General features: G+C 56.0%; 13 protein-coding genes. 2 read left to right on the plus strand and 11 right to left on the minus strand.

Translation table 11 applies throughout. The features are described from left to right. Positions 1-223: 223 nt before the first annotated feature. From mazG to rlmD, 3 genes are all read right to left on the minus strand, one after another. The gene (mazG, locus tag AM379_RS03130) at positions 224-1015 is read right to left on the minus strand and encodes a nucleoside triphosphate pyrophosphohydrolase (protein WP_032680388.1); all 792 of its coding nucleotides are present in this window, start codon (positions 1013-1015) and stop codon (positions 224-226) included. A gap of 69 nt (positions 1016-1084) precedes the next feature. After that, complete coding sequence (relA, locus tag AM379_RS03135; RefSeq protein WP_014171414.1) at positions 1085-3316, minus strand: GTP diphosphokinase; 2232 nt, start codon at positions 3314-3316, stop codon at positions 1085-1087. A gap of 51 nt (positions 3317-3367) precedes the next feature. Beyond that, the gene (rlmD, locus tag AM379_RS03140; RefSeq protein WP_106503452.1) at positions 3368-4666 is read right to left on the minus strand and encodes a 23S rRNA (uracil(1939)-C(5))-methyltransferase RlmD; all 1299 of its coding nucleotides are present in this window, start codon (positions 4664-4666) and stop codon (positions 3368-3370) included. Between the two features lie 57 nt (positions 4667-4723). Here rlmD and barA point away from each other — a divergent pair, with 57 nt between their 5' ends. Next, positions 4724-7483, plus strand: a complete 2760-nt coding sequence (gene barA / locus AM379_RS03145; protein ID WP_020883803.1) for a two-component sensor histidine kinase BarA — start codon at positions 4724-4726, stop codon at positions 7481-7483. Between the two features lie 46 nt (positions 7484-7529). Here barA and AM379_RS03150 read toward each other — a convergent pair whose 3' ends face one another. The 8 genes from AM379_RS03150 to syd form a co-directional block, all read right to left on the minus strand. Beyond that, positions 7530-8675 (minus strand): glycerate kinase, encoded by a 1146-nt coding sequence (locus AM379_RS03150; RefSeq protein ID WP_020883802.1) that lies wholly within the window; start codon positions 8673-8675, stop codon positions 7530-7532. A gap of 77 nt (positions 8676-8752) precedes the next feature. Then, on the minus strand, positions 8753-10090 hold the full coding sequence (gene gudD / locus AM379_RS03155) for a glucarate dehydratase (protein ID WP_106503453.1): 1338 nt from the start codon (positions 10088-10090) through the stop codon (positions 8753-8755). A gap of 15 nt (positions 10091-10105) precedes the next feature. Beyond that, positions 10106-11446 (minus strand): enolase C-terminal domain-like protein, encoded by a 1341-nt coding sequence (locus tag AM379_RS03160; protein WP_068794973.1) that lies wholly within the window; start codon positions 11444-11446, stop codon positions 10106-10108. Further along, positions 11446-12801, minus strand: a complete 1356-nt coding sequence (locus AM379_RS03165; protein WP_073396476.1) for an MFS transporter — start codon at positions 12799-12801, stop codon at positions 11446-11448. Before AM379_RS03165 ends, AM379_RS03160 begins: the two co-directional genes overlap by 1 nt. 372 nt (positions 12802-13173) lie before the next feature. Then, positions 13174-13623 (minus strand): flavodoxin, encoded by a 450-nt coding sequence (locus tag AM379_RS03170; protein WP_014171421.1) that lies wholly within the window; start codon positions 13621-13623, stop codon positions 13174-13176. Between the two features lie 15 nt (positions 13624-13638). After that, entirely contained in the window at positions 13639-14424 is a 786-nt protein-coding gene (gene truC / locus AM379_RS03175) for a tRNA pseudouridine(65) synthase TruC (RefSeq protein ID WP_014171422.1), read from the minus strand. Further along, a complete protein-coding gene (locus tag AM379_RS03180) occupies positions 14421-14750 on the minus strand; it encodes a YqcC family protein (RefSeq protein WP_032678877.1) in 330 nt (109 codons plus the stop codon). Before AM379_RS03180 ends, truC begins: the two co-directional genes overlap by 4 nt. 630 nt (positions 14751-15380) lie before the next feature. Continuing rightward, entirely contained in the window at positions 15381-15926 is a 546-nt protein-coding gene (gene syd, locus AM379_RS03185; RefSeq protein ID WP_032678878.1) for a SecY-interacting protein, read from the minus strand. A 69-nt stretch (positions 15927-15995) separates the two neighbouring features. Here syd and queF point away from each other — a divergent pair, with 69 nt between their 5' ends. Further along, on the plus strand, positions 15996-16838 hold the full coding sequence (gene queF / locus AM379_RS03190; protein WP_020883795.1) for an NADPH-dependent 7-cyano-7-deazaguanine reductase QueF: 843 nt from the start codon (positions 15996-15998) through the stop codon (positions 16836-16838). The last annotated feature ends 4 nt before the right edge of the window (positions 16839-16842 follow it).

A 16842-nucleotide genomic window follows, 5' to 3' on the forward strand; every position in this document is an offset into this window, starting at 1 on the left:
GCTGAACCTGAGAAGTTAGGGTGAAACGATGGAATAACCAGGACGGGAAAGTAGTATACCCGAACACGGCGAGCGCCACAAACTTTCATTCTCCGTCTCCTGTCCAGCCAATGACAAACATAAGGAGTGAGAAAATAGCCCCTTTTGGGTAAATGTTTTTGACGCAAATCAAGCGCTTGTCATTTAAAAAATCACACAAATTGCGCTTGATCGCAAAATTTCGTTAGAGATCAGTTTCCTGGCGTTTTACTTCTTGCCAGACTTCTTCCATCGCATCGAGGTCAATTCCGCTCATTTCCAGGCCGCGCGAGGCCACAATCCGCTCAACTTCGCGAAAGCGTCGTTCAAACTTAATGTTGGCTTTTTGCAGGGCGGTTTCCGCTTTTACACCCAGATGGCGAGAAAGGTTGACGGTCGCGAACAGCAAATCGCCCATCTCTTCTTCAAGCTTTGCTTCATCTACCACGGCCTGTTGCGCTTCGTGCATCACTTCGTCGATCTCTTCATGCACTTTTTCCAGCACCGGACCGAGAGACGTCCAGTCAAAGCCAACCGCGGAGCAGCGTTTCTGAATTTTATGCGCCCGCATCAGCGCAGGCAGGTTCAGGGGAATGTCATCCAGTGCCGAGTGCTGGGATTTCTCCGCGCGCTCGGCGCTTTTAATCTGTTCCCAGCGCGCCAGCACTTCCGCGCTATCGCCTGCGGTGGCATCGCTAAAGATATGCGGATGACGGCGTTCCAGTTTGTCGCTGATGGCAGCGCAGATGTCGTCGAAGTTAAAACGCCCCTCTTCCTGCGCCATTTGCGCATAGAACACCACCTGGAACAGCAGGTCACCCAGTTCGCCACGCAGGTCATCAAAATCCTCGCGTGAAATGGCGTCCAGCACTTCATAGGTCTCTTCGAGGGTGTACGGGGCGATGGTGGCGAAAGTCTGCTCTTTGTCCCACGGGCAGCCGTTTTCCGGATCGCGCAGTCGTTTCATGATGCCAAGCAGACGGTCAATTTGGGTCATAATTCTGTCCTGATTAAAAATAAATGCCGGGTAAAGGCTACGCCTTACCCGGCTTACAGAAAGGTGGGCTTACCCGCCGTGCAGACGACGTGCGTCAATCACATCCGGGACCTGGTTCAGTTTGCCAAGCACGCGGCCCAGCACCTGCAGGTTGTAGATTTCGATGGTCATATCGATGGTGGCAAGCTGCTCGCGCGTATCGCTGCGGCTGGCCACGCCCAGCACGTTGACCTTCTCGTTCGCGAGAATGGTCGTAATATCACGCAGCAGGCCGCTACGGTCGTTTGCGGTGACGCGAACCACCAGCGAGTACCCCGCCGAGTAGCTCTCGCCCCAGACCGCTTCCACAATACGTTCCGGTGCATGCGACTGCAGCTCAGCAAGCTGGTCGCAGTCTGAACGGTGAATGGAAATCCCGCGTCCCTGAGTGATAAAGCCAACGATATCATCACCCGGGATTGGCTGGCAGCAGCGGGCAATGTGATGCATCAGATTACCCACCCCTTCCACCACAACGCGGCCATTGTCTTTGCTGCGCTGTTGTGGCGCATAGGTTTTCTGCTGCAGCTGCTTCAGCGCCGCCGCATCCTGCTCCGCCGCGCTTGGCTTGTTGAACTGCGCCTGCAGGAAGTTCACCATCTGATTAAGACGGATATCACCGCCGCCAATCGCCGCCAGCAGTTCATCCAGCTCGTTGAAGTTGTAGCGCGGCAGCAGGAATTTCTCGGCCTCTTTCAGGCTTATGCCGATATGTTCCAGCTCGTCGTCGAGGATCTGGCGACCGGCAAGAATGTTCTTGTCACGATCCTGCTTACGGAACCAGGCGTGAATTTTTGAGCGCCCGCGGCTGGTGGTGACATAGCCCAGGTTCGGGTTAAGCCAGTCACGGCTCGGGTTAGGCTGCTTCTGCGTGATGATTTCAATCTGGTCGCCCATCTGCAGCTGATAGGTAAACGGTACGATACGCCCGCCGATTTTCGCCCCGATGCAGCGGTGCCCCACATCACTGTGGATGTGATAGGCAAAGTCCAGTGGCGTGGAGCCTGCTGGCAGGTCGACCACGTCACCTTTCGGCGTAAAGACGTAGACCCGGTCGTCAAAGACCTGGCTTCGCACTTCATCCAGCATTTCGCCGGAATCCGCCATCTCTTCCTGCCACGCAATCAGCTTACGCAGCCAGGCAATGCGGTCTTCATGACCAGAGCGCACGCCACCTGACGTCCCCTCTTTGTATTTCCAGTGCGCCGCGACGCCAAGCTCAGCGTCCTCGTGCATCTGTTTGGTACGAATTTGAATCTCGACCGTTTTGCCGCCAGGCCCCAGCACCACGGTATGAATAGACTGATAGCCGTTAGGTTTCGGGTTCGCGACATAGTCATCGAACTCATCTGGCAGATGGCGGAAGTGAGTATGTACTATCCCTAACGCGGCGTAGCAATCCTGCAGACGCTCCGCAACGATGCGCACGGCGCGCACGTCAAACAGCTCATCAAAGGCGAGATGTTTCTTCTGCATTTTGCGCCAGATGCTGTAGATGTGCTTGGGTCGACCATAGACTTCGGCCCGCACATTCTCTTCTTTCATCGACTGGCGCAATCCGCTGACGAACTCCTCAATATAGTGCTCGCGGTCAATGCGGCGCTCGTGCAGGAGTTTTGCAATCCGCTTATATTCTGCCGGGTGCAGGTAACGGAAGCAGTAATCCTCCAGCTCCCATTTCAGTTGACCAATCCCTAAGCGGTTCGCCAGCGGTGCATAGATGTTCGTACACTCTTTCGCGGCCAGTACGCGCTCGTCTTCCGGCGCATCTTTTACTTCGCGCAGGTGGGCAACGCGTTCAGCGAGCTTGATGACCACGCAGCGGAAATCGTCCACCATGGCCAGCAGCATCCGGCGAACGTTATCAACTTGCTCCGAGGAGACGGAATCGGTATGTGCGGCTTTGAGCTGGCGGATTGCCGCCATATCCCGTACGCCGTGGATCAATGCCACGACGGATTGCCCGACGCTGTCGCGCAGCACGTCTTCAGTGACGACATCCGCATCGGCAAGAGGGAACAAAAGCGCGGCCTGCAGCGTTTCGATATCCATGTTCAGCATGGATAAGATTTCAACCATCTCCACGCCGCGCCACAATAACAGTTCGGCGTCAGGATGCCCCAGAGTGGTGCGCTGACAGTAGGCCCAGGTTTCGGTTAAGCGTTCACACGACTGCTGGCTGGAAATCCCCAGACTTGCTATCCATTTTTGTGGGTCAAACTCCCCAGCTTTATTAAGATGTGCACTTCTTACCGCAACCATTGTCCTCTCCTTTAGGGACCAGGGCCTGTCGAAGTCGACAAGCCAAACTAATTAGATGTGCTCAAACAACACCATCGATTCCAGATGCCCAGTGTGCGGGAACATGTCCAGCATTGCCAGACGCTGAATCTGGTAACCCGCACGGATTAATGCCTCACTGTCTCGGGCAAGCGTTGCCGGGTTACAGGAAACATAGACCACGCGCCTGGGCGCGAGTTTAATTATATGTTGCATTACACCCGGTGCACCTGCGCGCGCCGGGTCGAGAAGAATTTTGTCAAACCCCTGCATCGCCCACGGCTGCTGCGTCACATCTTCCTCAAGATTTTGGTGAAAGAATGTCACATTTTGCAAGCCGTTCTGTCGTGCGTTCTCCTGCCCTTTAGCCACCAGCGCCTCAACGCCTTCGACACCCACAACGCTTGCCGCCTGGCGGGCCAAAGGCAGCGTGAAATTGCCCATTCCGCAGAACAGGTCAAGTACCCGATCGCTCTTCTGCACATCGAGCCACATCAGCGCTTTCTCAATCATTTGCTGATTGACGCCATCATTTACCTGAATGAAATCGCGCGGACTGAACGTTAAGCGTAGCCCGTTTGACGCATACCAGGGCGCTTCACCTGTCAGTTGCTCAAGTATCTCGCTTTGGGGGGCAAGGAAAAGCGCCAGCTCGTGGGAATGCGAAAAGCGTTCCAGTTTTTCCCGATCTTTTGTCGACAGCGGCGCGGTGTGGCGCAGCACCATCAGCGGGCCATTGTTGGCCATGACCAGTTCGACGTGCCCGAGGTGGCGAACGCCGTCCAGTCCGCAGAGGCAGGCATGCACGTCAGGAAGCAATGCCTCAAGACGGGGCACCAAAATGGGGCACTGCCTGATATTGACGATATCGCTGGAGCTGGCTTTGCGAAACCCCATCTCCAGCCGCTCAGTTTTTGGCTGATAGTTCAGGCTCAATCGCGCGCGACGACGATAGCCCCAGGGCTGGTCGGCGATGATCTCGTTGACGTCGCGCTTAAGCAGGCGGGCCAGGGCGCTGCTTTTACTTTTTTGCTGTAATTCTGTGCTGACATGCTGTTGCTGGCAGCCACCGCAGACGCCAAAATGCGGGCAGCGAGGCTTCACGCGGTCCGGGCTATCGTTATGACGCTGCTTAACCTGCCCGCGTGCAAACTGGCGTTTATCTTCCGTCAGCGTAATTTCTGCTCGTTCTGTTGGCAGTAAACCTGTTATAAACAGTGTCTTACCATTATGACGCGCAACCCCCTGGCCAAAGGGATCGAGGTCAGTGGCTTCAACAGTTATGATCTGACGCGTCGTCACGCGTCGCTTTGCAGAGTAGAATTGCGCCATCGCCGAGATTTTTCTCACATAAACATAATTATCCTAATTGTCCCATAACGGAACGCCATGACCAACTACAGCCTGCGCGCGCGCATGATGATTTTGATCCTCGCCCCCACCGTTCTCATCGGTTTGCTGCTGAGTATCTTTTTTGTGGTGCACCGCTATAACGATTTGCAGCGGCAACTGGAAGATGCCGGTGCCAGCATTATCGAACCGCTGGCCGTCTCCAGTGAGTATGGGATGAACCTGCAAAACCGCGAATCGATAGGTCAGTTAATCAGCGTGCTGCACCGCCGTCATTCGGATATCGTGCGTGCCATCTCCGTTTACGACGAGCATAACCGCCTCTTTGTCACCTCGAATTTTCATCTGGATCCAGCGGCCCTGAAAATTCCTGACGGTACGCCCTTCCCGCGCCACCTCACCGTGCTGCGACGCGGCGATATCATGATCCTGCGCACCCCGATTATTTCGGAAAGCTATTCACCCGATGAATCCGCCCAATCTGACGCCAAATCCAGCGACAATATGCTCGGATATGTGGCGCTGGAGCTGGATCTCAAGTCGGTGCGTCTGCAGCAGTACAAAGAAATTTTCATCTCCGGCGTTATGATGCTGTTCTGTATCGGGATTGCACTTATCTTCGGCTGGCGCCTGATGCGTGACGTGACGGGGCCCATTCGCAACATGGTTAACACCGTCGACCGCATTCGCCGGGGCCAGCTCGACAGCCGGGTGGAAGGGTTTATGCTGGGCGAGCTCGATATGCTCAAAAACGGCATTAACTCGATGGCGATGTCGCTGGCAGCGTATCACGAAGAGATGCAGCACAACGTCGACCAGGCGACCTCTGACCTGCGCGAAACCCTGGAGCAGATGGAGATTCAGAACGTTGAGCTGGATCTGGCGAAAAAACGCGCGCAGGAAGCCGCACGTATCAAATCCGAGTTCCTCGCGAATATGTCCCACGAGCTGCGTACGCCGCTCAATGGCGTGATTGGCTTTACCCGTCTGACGCTAAAAAGCGAGCTGAACCCAACCCAGCGCGATCATCTGCACACCATTGAGCGCTCGGCCAACAACCTGCTGGCGATCATCAACGACGTGCTGGACTTCTCCAAGCTGGAAGCCGGCAAGCTGATCCTGGAGAGCATCCCGTTCCCGCTGCGCAGCACGCTCGATGAAGTGGTGACGCTGCTCGCACACTCGTCGCACGATAAAGGCCTGGAGCTGACGCTCAACATTAAAAATGACGTGCCGGATAACGTCATTGGCGACCCGCTGCGCCTGCAGCAGGTGATTACAAACCTTGTCGGTAACGCCATCAAATTCACCGAAAGCGGCAACATTGATATTCTGGTGGAAAAGCGCTCCATCAGTAATAACAAGGTTCAGATTGAAGTTCAGATCCGCGATACTGGCATCGGTATTCCGGAGCGGGATCAGTCCCGTCTGTTCCAGGCGTTTCGTCAGGCCGATGCGAGTATTTCCAGACGCCATGGCGGCACGGGGCTGGGTCTGGTTATCACACAGAAACTGGTTAAGGAGATGGGGGGAGATATCTCTTTCCACAGCCAGCCAAACCGGGGCTCCACGTTCTGGTTCCATATCAATCTGGACCTTAACCCGAACGTGCTGACCGACGGTCCGGTAACCAATTGCCTGAAAGGAATGCGCCTTGCCTACGTTGAGCCGAACGCCGCAGCGGCGCAGTGTACGCTTGATATCTTAAGCACCACGCCGCTGGAGGTGATCTACAGCCCTACCTTCTCAGCGCTTGCCGTGGAGCATTACGACATCCTGCTGTTGGGGGTCCCGGTCACCTTTACCGGCGAGCTCACCATGCAACAGGAACGGCTGGCGAAAGCCGCATCGATGACCGACTACCTGCTGCTGGCCCTGCCGTGTCATGCCCAGATCAATGCGGAAGAGTTAAAAAATGACGGGGCCGCCGCCTGCCTGCTTAAGCCACTTACCGCGACCCGCCTGCTGCCAGCACTGACGGAATACTGTCGTCTGAGCCAGCACGCTCTGCCGCTGATTGACGATGAGCAAAAATTGCCGATGAGCGTAATGGCGGTGGATGATAATCCGGCCAACCTGAAGCTGATTGGCGTGTTGCTTGAAGATCAGGTTCAGCACGTAGAGCTGTGTACCAGCGGTGCGCAGGCGGTTGAGCATGCGAAACAGATGCAGTTCGATTTAATTCTGATGGATATTCAGATGCCCGGCATGGATGGCATTCGTGCCTGCGAGCTGATCCGTCAGCTCCCGCATCAGCAGCAAACGCCAGTGATTGCGGTCACCGCCCACGCGATGGCCGGTCAGAAAGAGAAGCTGCTGAGTGCCGGAATGAATGATTATCTGGCCAAACCTATCGACGAAGAGAAGCTGCATAGCCTGCTGTTACGCTATAAGCCGGGGCATATCGGCGGAACGTACACGGTATCGTCCGAACCGGTGGAAATCAGCGTCAATCAAAACGCCACCTTTGACTGGCAGCTTGCGCTGCGCCAGGCGGCGGGTAAGCCTGATTTGGCCCGCGACATGCTGCAAATGCTGGTCGCGTTTCTGCCGGAAATTCGTAATAAGGTCGAAGAGCAGCTGGTGGGTGAAAACCCGGAAGATCTGCTGGAAGCCATTCATAAGCTGCACGGTAGCTGCGGCTACAGCGGTGTGCCGCGGCTGAAGAATCTCTGCCAGTTGCTGGAGCAACAGCTTCGCGCGGGCACGCCGGAAACAGAGCTTGAACCGGAATTTCTGGAGCTGCTGGACGAGATGGATAATGTGACGCGGGAAGCCATGAAGGTGTTAGGTAACTAGCGTTGCCCTCTCCCGCCGGGAGAGGGCAAACAGGATTGCCCGCCGTTCAGAGCCTGAACGCCTGCCCCACTTTCAGCACTGCAGCGATATTGCGTGCGGCCATCCGCACATTGTCGCTGGCATTTTCCAGCGCGTCCTCCAGCGAACAGATGGTATAAATCACGCTGAATACCGCGTCGATGCCGTGATTATGTACCACCCCGACATCCGCCGTCAGGCTACCCGCAATACCGATGACCGGTTTATTAAAGCGTTTAGCCACCTTCGCGACGCCCACCGGCACTTTGCCGTGGATCGTCTGACTGTCGATGCGCCCTTCTCCCGTAATCACCAGATCGGCGTTAGCCACCTGCTCTGCCAGATGCAGCGCATCGGTGACAATCTCAATCCCCTGACGAAGCTGCGCACCGCAGAAAGCGTAGAGTGCCGCCCCCATCCCACCCGCCGCACCGCCGCCGGCAAGGTTGATGACGTCGATATCCAGATCCCGGGCAATGACCTGCGCGTAATGCGCCAGGGCGTTATCCAGGGTCACAATCATCTCCGGCGTGGCGCCTTTTTGCGGGCCAAAGACCGCGGATGCCCCTTCGTCTCCGGTGAGCGGATTAGTGACGTCACAGGCGACTTCAATCCGGCACTCCGCCAGACGTTTATCCAGCCCGCTCAGGTCTATACGGGCCAGTTTTGCCAGCTCGCCGCCCCCCTGTCCAAGGGGCTGCTCGTTGGTATCCAGCAGCTTTACCCCCAGTGCCTGCACCATGCCGGCACCGCCGTCATTGGTGGCACTGCCGCCAATACCAATAATAATATGCTTAACGCCCGCATCCAGCGCGTGCCGGATAAGCTCGCCGGTCCCCCAGGAGGTGGTAAGAAGGGGATTGCGTTGCGAAGGCGCGACGAGCTCCAGACCGCTTGCCGCCGCCATTTCAATAAACGCGCTCTGTTCGTCACCGGAGATGCCATAGAACCCGTCCACAGGCTCACCCAGCGGGCCTGAGACAGAGGCATGGACAATGCGCCCCTGCGTCGCCGCCACCATAGCTTCTACGGTACCTTCTCCACCATCGGCGACCGGCAATTTCACAAAGTCAGCCGCGGGGAAAATCTCGCGAAAACCCTGCTCAATCGCGGTGGCTACCTCAAGGGCACTCAGGCTTTCCTTATACGAATCCGGTGCGATAACAATCTTCATAAGCCATCCTTACGCATAGTCATTACGTTAAGCATACACCACGTAAACGACCGCTCATGGGAGCGGTCCCAATGCGTTTATCGTACCATGCACGGACGTTTATTGTCGAATTTCCAGTCAGGTATCAAATATTGCATGGCCATCGCATCGTCGCGTGCCCCCAGGCCATGTTTCTGATACAGCTCGTGGGCTTTCATCACCTGATCCATATCCAGCTCAATGCCCAGACCGGGCGTGGTTGGCACCTGCACCATGCCTCCTTTGATCTCAAATGGCTCTCTGGTCAGACGCTGATTACCTTCCTGCCAGATCCAGTGGGTATCGATAGCGGTGATCGTGCCCGGTGCGGCAGCGGCCACGTGGGTGAACATCGCCAGCGAGACATCAAAGTGGTTATTGGAGTGCGAGCCCCAGGTCAGGCCAAATTCATGACACATCTGTGCCACACGCACCGACCCCTGCATCGTCCAGAAGTGGGGGTCTGCCAGCGGAATATCGACAGACTGTAACGACAGGGTGTGCCCCATCTGACGCCAGTCGGTGGCAATCATATTGGTCGCGGTGGGTAAACCGGTGGCGCGACGGAATTCCGCCATCACTTCACGGCCCGAGAAGCCCTGCTCAGCCCCGCACGGATCTTCCGCGTACGCCAGCACGCCTTTCAGTTGTTTACCAATGCGGATAGCTTCATCCAGAGACCAGGCACCGTTCGGGTCGAGCGTGACGCGTGCCTGCGGGAAACGTTTTGCCAGCGCGGTAATGGCTTCCGCCTCCTGTTCACCCGCAAGCACGCCGCCCTTCAGTTTGAAATCGTTGAAGCCATATTTTTCGTACGCGGCTTCCGCCAGGCGCACCACCGCATCCGGGGTCATCGCGTCTTCGTGGCGGAGTCGGTACCAGTCACATTTTTCATCCGCCTGGTTCTGGTACGGCAGCGGCGTCAGCGTGCGGTCGCCAACGAAGAACAGATAGCCCAGCATTTCCACTTCACTGCGCTGCTGGCCTTCGCCCAGCAGCGACGCAACGTTAACGCCCAGGTGTTGGCCAAGCAGATCCAGCATCGCGGCTTCGATACCGGTGACCACGTGAATGGTGGTTCGCAGGTCGAAGGTTTGTAGACCACGACCACCGGCATCACGGTCAGCGAAGGTGCTCCGCACGGTATTGAGGATATTTTTGTACTCGCCCAGCGTTTTTCCCACCACCAGCGGAGCGGCCTCTTCCAGCGTTTTGCGGATCTTCTCACCACCGGGGATTTCACCCACGCCGGTATGCCCGGAGTTATCGTTGATAATGACAATATTGCGGGTGAAAAACGGCGCATGCGCTCCGCTCAGGTTCATCAACATGCTGTCATGGCCGGCGACCGGAATGATCTGCATGGAAGTGACTACAGGGGTAGTAAAAGTATTCATCGTTCAATCCTTTTATCAGTGACGTCCAAAAACAGGGCGCTTACGATCAAATGTCCAGCCGGGGATCAGGTACTGCATCGGCCCCGCGTCGTTACGCGCGCCGCCTGGCAGTTTTTTATACGCCTCATGCGCGTGATGAACCTGATCCCAGTCAAGCTCAACGCCCAGCCCCGGTGCATCTGGTACGGCAATCTTGCCATGTTTGATTACCAGCGGTTCTTTCGTCAGGCGGGCTTCTCCCTCCTGCCAAATCCAGTGGGTATCAATGGCGGTCGGGTTGCCCGGAGCCGCCGCGCCAACGTGCGTAAACATCGCCAGCGAAATGTCGAAATGGTTGTTGGAGTGACAACCCCAGGTCAGTCCCCAGTCGTCGCAGAGCTGTGCGACGCGAACGGCACCTGAGAGTGTCCAGAAATGCGGGTCCGCCAGCGGAATATCGACCGCGTTCAGCATCACCGCATGGCCCATTTCACGCCAGTTGGTGGCGATCATATTGGTGGCCACCGGCAGACCGGTGGCACGCCGGAATTCCGCCATCACTTCACGACCGGAGAAGCCCTGCTCGGCCCCGCACGGGTCCTCCGCGTAGGTCAACACGTCGTCCAGCCCTTTGCATAAGGCAATGGCCTCATCCAGCAGCCATGCACCGTTCGGATCCACCGTGATGCGCGCATCCGGGAAGCGTTTTTTGAGCGCGCGGGCAGTTTCAATCTCCTGCTCGCCGGGCAATACGCCGCCTTTCAGCTTGAAATCTTTAAATCCGTAGCGATCCTGCGCGGCTTCCGCCAGCCGAACCACCGCCTCACCGGAAAGTGCCTCCTGGTGACGCAGGTGATACCACTCGTGGTCGCCAGGGGAATGCGCCAGATAAGGCAGGTCGGTTTTGTTGCGATCGCCAACATAAAACAGATAACCGAGCACCGTCACCGCGTCGCGCTGTTTTCCTGGCCCCAGCAGTTCGCAGACCGGGACCTTCAGCGCCTTACCCAGTAAATCAAGCAGAGCAGCCTCCAGCGCGGCGACAGCGTTGACGCGCAATTCGAACGTCCAGGCGCCTTTGCCGAACGTGTCAAAGTCTGCCGACTGATTGCCCTTGTGCACCCGCTGCACCACGTTATTGAGGCGAGCGACCTCCTTCCCGACGACCAGCGGAATGGCGTCTACCAGCGTCTGGTGGATAACCTCGCCCCCCGGCGCTTCCCCAACGCCGGTGTGGCCCGCGGAGTCCGTCAGCACCACGATATTACGGGTAAACCAGGCGTTATGTGCGCCACCGATGTTGAGCAGCATACTGTCCTGTCCGGCCACCGGTATGACCTTCATGTCGGTAATCACCGGGCTTGATTGAGTCGTCATCAGCCGCGCTCCACTATAGGTTTAAGTTCCACGCGCTTGATATCACCCACCAGAACCAGGTAGCTCAGGACCGCCACCAGCGCGTGTACGCCAACGTAAATCAGCGCGCCGTTGAAGGAGCCGGTGGTTCCCACGATGTAGCCGATGGCAATGGGGGTCACAATCCCGGAGATGTTGCCAAACATATTGAACAGTCCACCGCTCAGGCCGCTGATCTCTTTCGGTGCGGTATCCGCCATGACCGCCCAGCCGAGGGCACCGATCCCTTTACCGAAGAAGGCCATCGCCATAAAGCCAATAATCATCCACTCGGCGCTGACGTAGTTACAGAACACCATGGTCATGGAGAGCAGCATGCCGAGCACAATCGGCGTTTTACGCGCGATATTCAAAGAGCCTGTACGACGCATCAGCCAGTCGGAAATCACGCCCCCCAGCACGCCTCCTACAAAACCGCAGATAGCCGGGACTGACGCCACAAAGCCCGCTTTCAGGATCGACATCCCGCGCGCCTGCACCAGGTAAACCGGGAACCAGGTGATGAAGAAGTAGGTTAAGGCGTTAATGCAATACTGGCCCAGATAGATGCCGATCATCATGCGCGAGCCGACGAGCTGTTTGATCTGCGCCCATTTCTGGCTGAACGGCACTTTTGCTTTTGCCGATTTCTGATCCATGTTGATCAGCGCCCCGCCTTCAGCAATGTACTCCAGCTCTTTTTTATTCACGCCGGGATGCTGGTTCGGTTCGTGGATCACTTTCAGCCAGACGAAGCTAATGATGATCCCAAGCCCACCCATAAAGAAGAAGACATGTGACCAGCCCACTTCATGCGTCAGCCAGCCCATAATGGGTGCAAAGATCACTGTCGCAAAGTATTGCGCAGAGTTAAAAATTGCTACCGCCGTTCCCCTCTCCTGCGCCGGGAACCACGCCGCCACAATACGGCTGTTACCGGGGAAGGAAGGTGCTTCAGCTAAGCCCACCAGGAAACGCAGGGTGAAGAGCGCAACGATGATGCCAAATCCGTTGAACACATCGACGAAGCCCTGCAACAGGGTAAATGCCGACCAGATGAAGATGGACCAGAAATAGACGCGTTTGGAGCCAAAACGATCAAGCAGCCAGCCGCCAGGAATTTGGCCGATAACGTAGGCCCATGAAAATGCGGAGAAAACGTAGCCCATGCCAACCGGATCAAGACCGATGTCTTTTGCCATTTCAGAACCGGCAATCGACAGCGTGGCACGGTCACCATAGTTAAAGGATGTGACGATAAACAGCATCACCACTATCCAGTAGCGCGCATTTGTGCGCTTCTCAGCGCTGCTCGCCGCGTGGCTTAATGTACTCATTGTTGCACTCCTGAATCCAGGCTCTCGCCAGTTCATTCTGTACAGCACCGGTAGGGTAACCAGAATGAGGGTTAGTATTTGGCAGTTTTGGTACGGCTTGATGCCGTTTTATAGTGCGCACTGCCTTTTTGATGACTGACCGGAAAAGTATAGGGAGAAGTGCCTCTGTCCCTCACCGTGCATGAACACAACATTGAGGGGTCAATGAGAAGTTGTTTGGGGCATAAGCCCAAAGCAGTGGAAGGTAGTTCACGGAATTCGCCGGAAGGCGGGAGAAAAGCAAAACGGTAACCGACGTTACCGTTTTGTGTTTGCGCTCGCGCCACGTGGGCGCGGGGGCCCGGGTATGCGAAGGGCTGCCCGGCCAGAGCGTTATTTAAGCAGCGTTGCCCAGTGTTCAACCCACGGGTTCGATTCACTCTCTGGCTCAGGGTGTTCACCGGCATCAATCAGCAGCATTTCACCGACGCGTTGCGCGCTCTGTTCCTGCAAAAGCGCATCGAACTGCTTACCACCGCCACAGAAATTGGCGTAAGAACTGTCGCCCAGAGCAATGATGCCGTAGTGAACATCTGGCTGATAGCCAAGCTGATCCTTGATTGCCTGGAAAAGCGGCACGATGCTGTCCGGCAGATCGCCCTGCCCGGTAGTGGAGGTAACCACCAGAATGTATTTATCTTTGTACTTTTCCCAGTCTGCCAGCTCCGGGTCTTCATAGACCGTGGCTTTATGGCCCTGGCCTGCGAGTATCGCCTCAGCCTCTTCTGCTACCAGCAGCGAGTTGCCGTACATTGTGCCGACAAAAATGCCCACTTCAGCCATGATGTATTTCCTTGATTATTGCGCTTGTTGTTCATCCTGAACGTTGCCCGATACAAACTCAACCCTTTCATTTTCGGGGAGTTGCCCCAGCCAGCCAAACTGTGACAGCGCCTGCATCCAGACGTTGTCCAGCCCCGCATGGAGAGTCAGCGGTTCGCCGGTAAACGGGTGCGTCAGGCTCAGTTCACTGGCATGCAGCATCAGGCGGTCGCAGCCAAAATGTTCGGCAGCACTGCGGTTCTGGCGCAAATCGCCGTGCTTGCTGTCACCAATAATCGGATGACGCAGATGTTTCAGGTGACGGCGGAGCTGGTGTTTGCGCCCGGTTTTGGGCAACAGCTCAACCAGACTGTAGCGGGTGGTCGGAAACTTGCTGGTTGCCACCGGCATTTCCGTGGTCGCCATGCCGCGGTAATCCGTCACGGCAGGCTGCGGACCTTTGTCATCGCGGGCAAATTTATCGGCAATCTTGTCCAGCTCTTCCACCAGCGGATAATCGAGCGTAGCGCTCTCCGTCAGCCAGCCACGAACGATCGCGTGGTAGCGTTTCTGGATCTGGTGCTGTTCAAACTGCTGCGACAGCAGGCGGCCCGCTTCGCTGGAAAGTCCCATCAGCAACACACCGGAGGTTGGCCTGTCGAGACGATGAGCCGTAAAGACGTGCTGACCAATCTGGTCGCGCACGGTTTGCATCACCACCACTTTTTCATCGCGGTCCAGCCAGCTTCGGTGCACCAGCCAGCCAGACGGTTTGTTTACCGCGACCAGCCACTCATCCTGATAGAGGATCTCAAGCGTCATGCATCTTCACCGGCAAACACAGCATCCAGCTTTTCCAGCTCAATCAGCATGACATCGCGCGCAGGGTGGGTCGCGTCCAGCGCCATTTCATAATAAGGCGCAACAGCGAACGCCTGCGGCAGCGGGTGGCCGCCGTCGAGCAGCGCGTGCATGCGCGGAATTAATACCCACTGGAGCCATTCGAACGGTGCCAGCGTATCCAGACAGAACGGCTGAGTGCTTGCGAAGGCTTCTGGCTGCGGCGCGGTCTCCTGCCACAGCTGATGTTGGCGCAATAATGCCTCGATGGCGTGCAACCGGGCACGAACGCTATCGTGTTGCGTCATAGTAACCTCAACTGAAAAAGTGAACGGCGCGCAGCATAGCATTGCAGGAGACAGAAATAAAAAAAGGGAGCACTGTAAAAACAGTGCTCCCGGTTCGTTCCGCAGCAATCCAGCTACAATTCGTGCTCCCTGCTCATCCGTGACAACTTTTCCTGAAGCCCGAAGGCCTGGTCATCCTTCACCTTGTGCATCCTGCTCACATCGTCCTGATGTGTTTGTTTCATCCTGAAACGTCCTGGCCATCCTGACCCACCGACCATCCTGACCGGCTCTCATTCTCCCTTCCTGGAGGTGTCCCTTACGCATCCTGCGCGATCCTTTTGCTTCATCCTGAAGCCTTCCTGCAGCGTCATCCTGACGTGTTCCTGGTGAGAAACGCCATCATCCTGATGTTCGTTTCTCGTGTCGGCGTCCTGTCGACACAACTAGAATCCGCTATTCTGCTTCGTCTTACAACCCATGCTGGCAGCGCTGTAAGCCGTCCCGTGCCCCCCTGGACGCGGCGATACCTCATTAACATATTGAAAAATAGAGTAATGTTAATCTTAATTAAATAAGGCAATACTGAATGATCCAGCGATCTCTCACAACTCTGTAAGAGATCTCTCACACGCGCGATAGCATCGTGGATTACAGAAGTGGCTCAAGTCGGGTGAGGAATTCCGCAAGTGAGGGGGCGAGAGTCTCGCGATTGCGGGTACCGATGGTCTCTTTAACCACTTCACCAGACAGGTTGCAGACAGAGATAACGTCCAGTTCACTGTCCAGCGTGGCAATAAAGAGCGTCGGAGAAAGCTTAAGGCGTTTTTGCGTGACCAGATGACCAATCAGGTTTTCCTGAACACGCTGCAGATCGTCTTCACTCCAGGTCTGCAACAGCGTCAGCGTGATACCAGCAAATCGCGCAGGCATATCCCCTGCAAATTGCGTGGTATAAAACGCGTGAACCGCTGGTTGTACCACAATGTCCATTGCCCGTTCAACCGCATTTACATTTTGCTCACCCGTCGGGGGTTGCGGTTGCCAGATAACGTAATCATCCGGAGAAGAGATAATACACGGCGAAGGTACACCATATAAGTCAGTGCTTTGCGGCCATGTGCCGTGCGTTTCATGCCATGCATCGCAATAGCGGGTCGTGAAGGCAGTGAGGGCATTTGCAGTTTCGATGTCCACCGATTTCTCTCTTCTTGTAAGACAGGATAAACTCAGCCCATAAGTGTACCTGTAAAGTGGCTATGAAACATGTCTTACGAAAATCATCAGGCGTTAACGGGCTTAACGCTGGGTAAATCGACCGATTACCGCGACACCTACGATGCAAGCCTGCTGCAGGGCGTACCGCGCAGTCTGAATCGCGATCCTCTGGGCCTGCGCGCTGACGCGCTGCCGTTTGTTGGCGGTGATATCTGGACGCTCTACGAGCTTTCCTGGCTCAACGCCCGCGGTCTGCCGCAGGTCGCAGTGGGCCATGTTGAACTGGATTATGCCAGCCAGAACCTGGTGGAATCCAAAAGCTTTAAGCTCTATCTCAACAGCTTTAACCAGACCAAATTCGACAGTCAGGAAGAGGTTCAGCATACCCTGGAGCGGGATTTAAGCGCCTGTGCACAGGGCAAGGTGAGCGTGTCACTCTATCGTCTGAATGAGCTGGAAGGGCAGCCGGTTGCCCACTTCAACGGCACCTGCATCGACGATCAGGATATCGCAGTGGATAATTACGAATTCAGTACCGATTACCTCGAAAATGCGGCAAGCGGAAAGACCGTTGAAGAGACGCTGGTAAGTCATTTATTGAAATCCAACTGCCTGATCACCCATCAGCCGGACTGGGGCTCCGTGCAGATCCAGTATCGCGGTCCGAAGATTGACCGGGAAAAACTGCTGCGCTACCTGGTGTCGTTCCGCCATCACAACGAATTCCACGAGCAGTGCGTGGAGCGCATCTTTAATGATATTCAGCGTTTCTGTCATCCCGAAACGTTAAGCGTTTATGCGCGCTACACCCGCCGTGGTGGTCTGGATATCAATCCATGGCGCACCAACACGGACTTTGTGCCTGCCACCGGCCGTCTTGTACGCCAGTAACCTA

Source organism: Enterobacter cloacae complex sp. FDA-CDC-AR_0132 (assembly GCF_003010695.1).
GTDB classification, from domain to species: domain Bacteria; phylum Pseudomonadota; class Gammaproteobacteria; order Enterobacterales; family Enterobacteriaceae; genus Enterobacter; species Enterobacter ludwigii.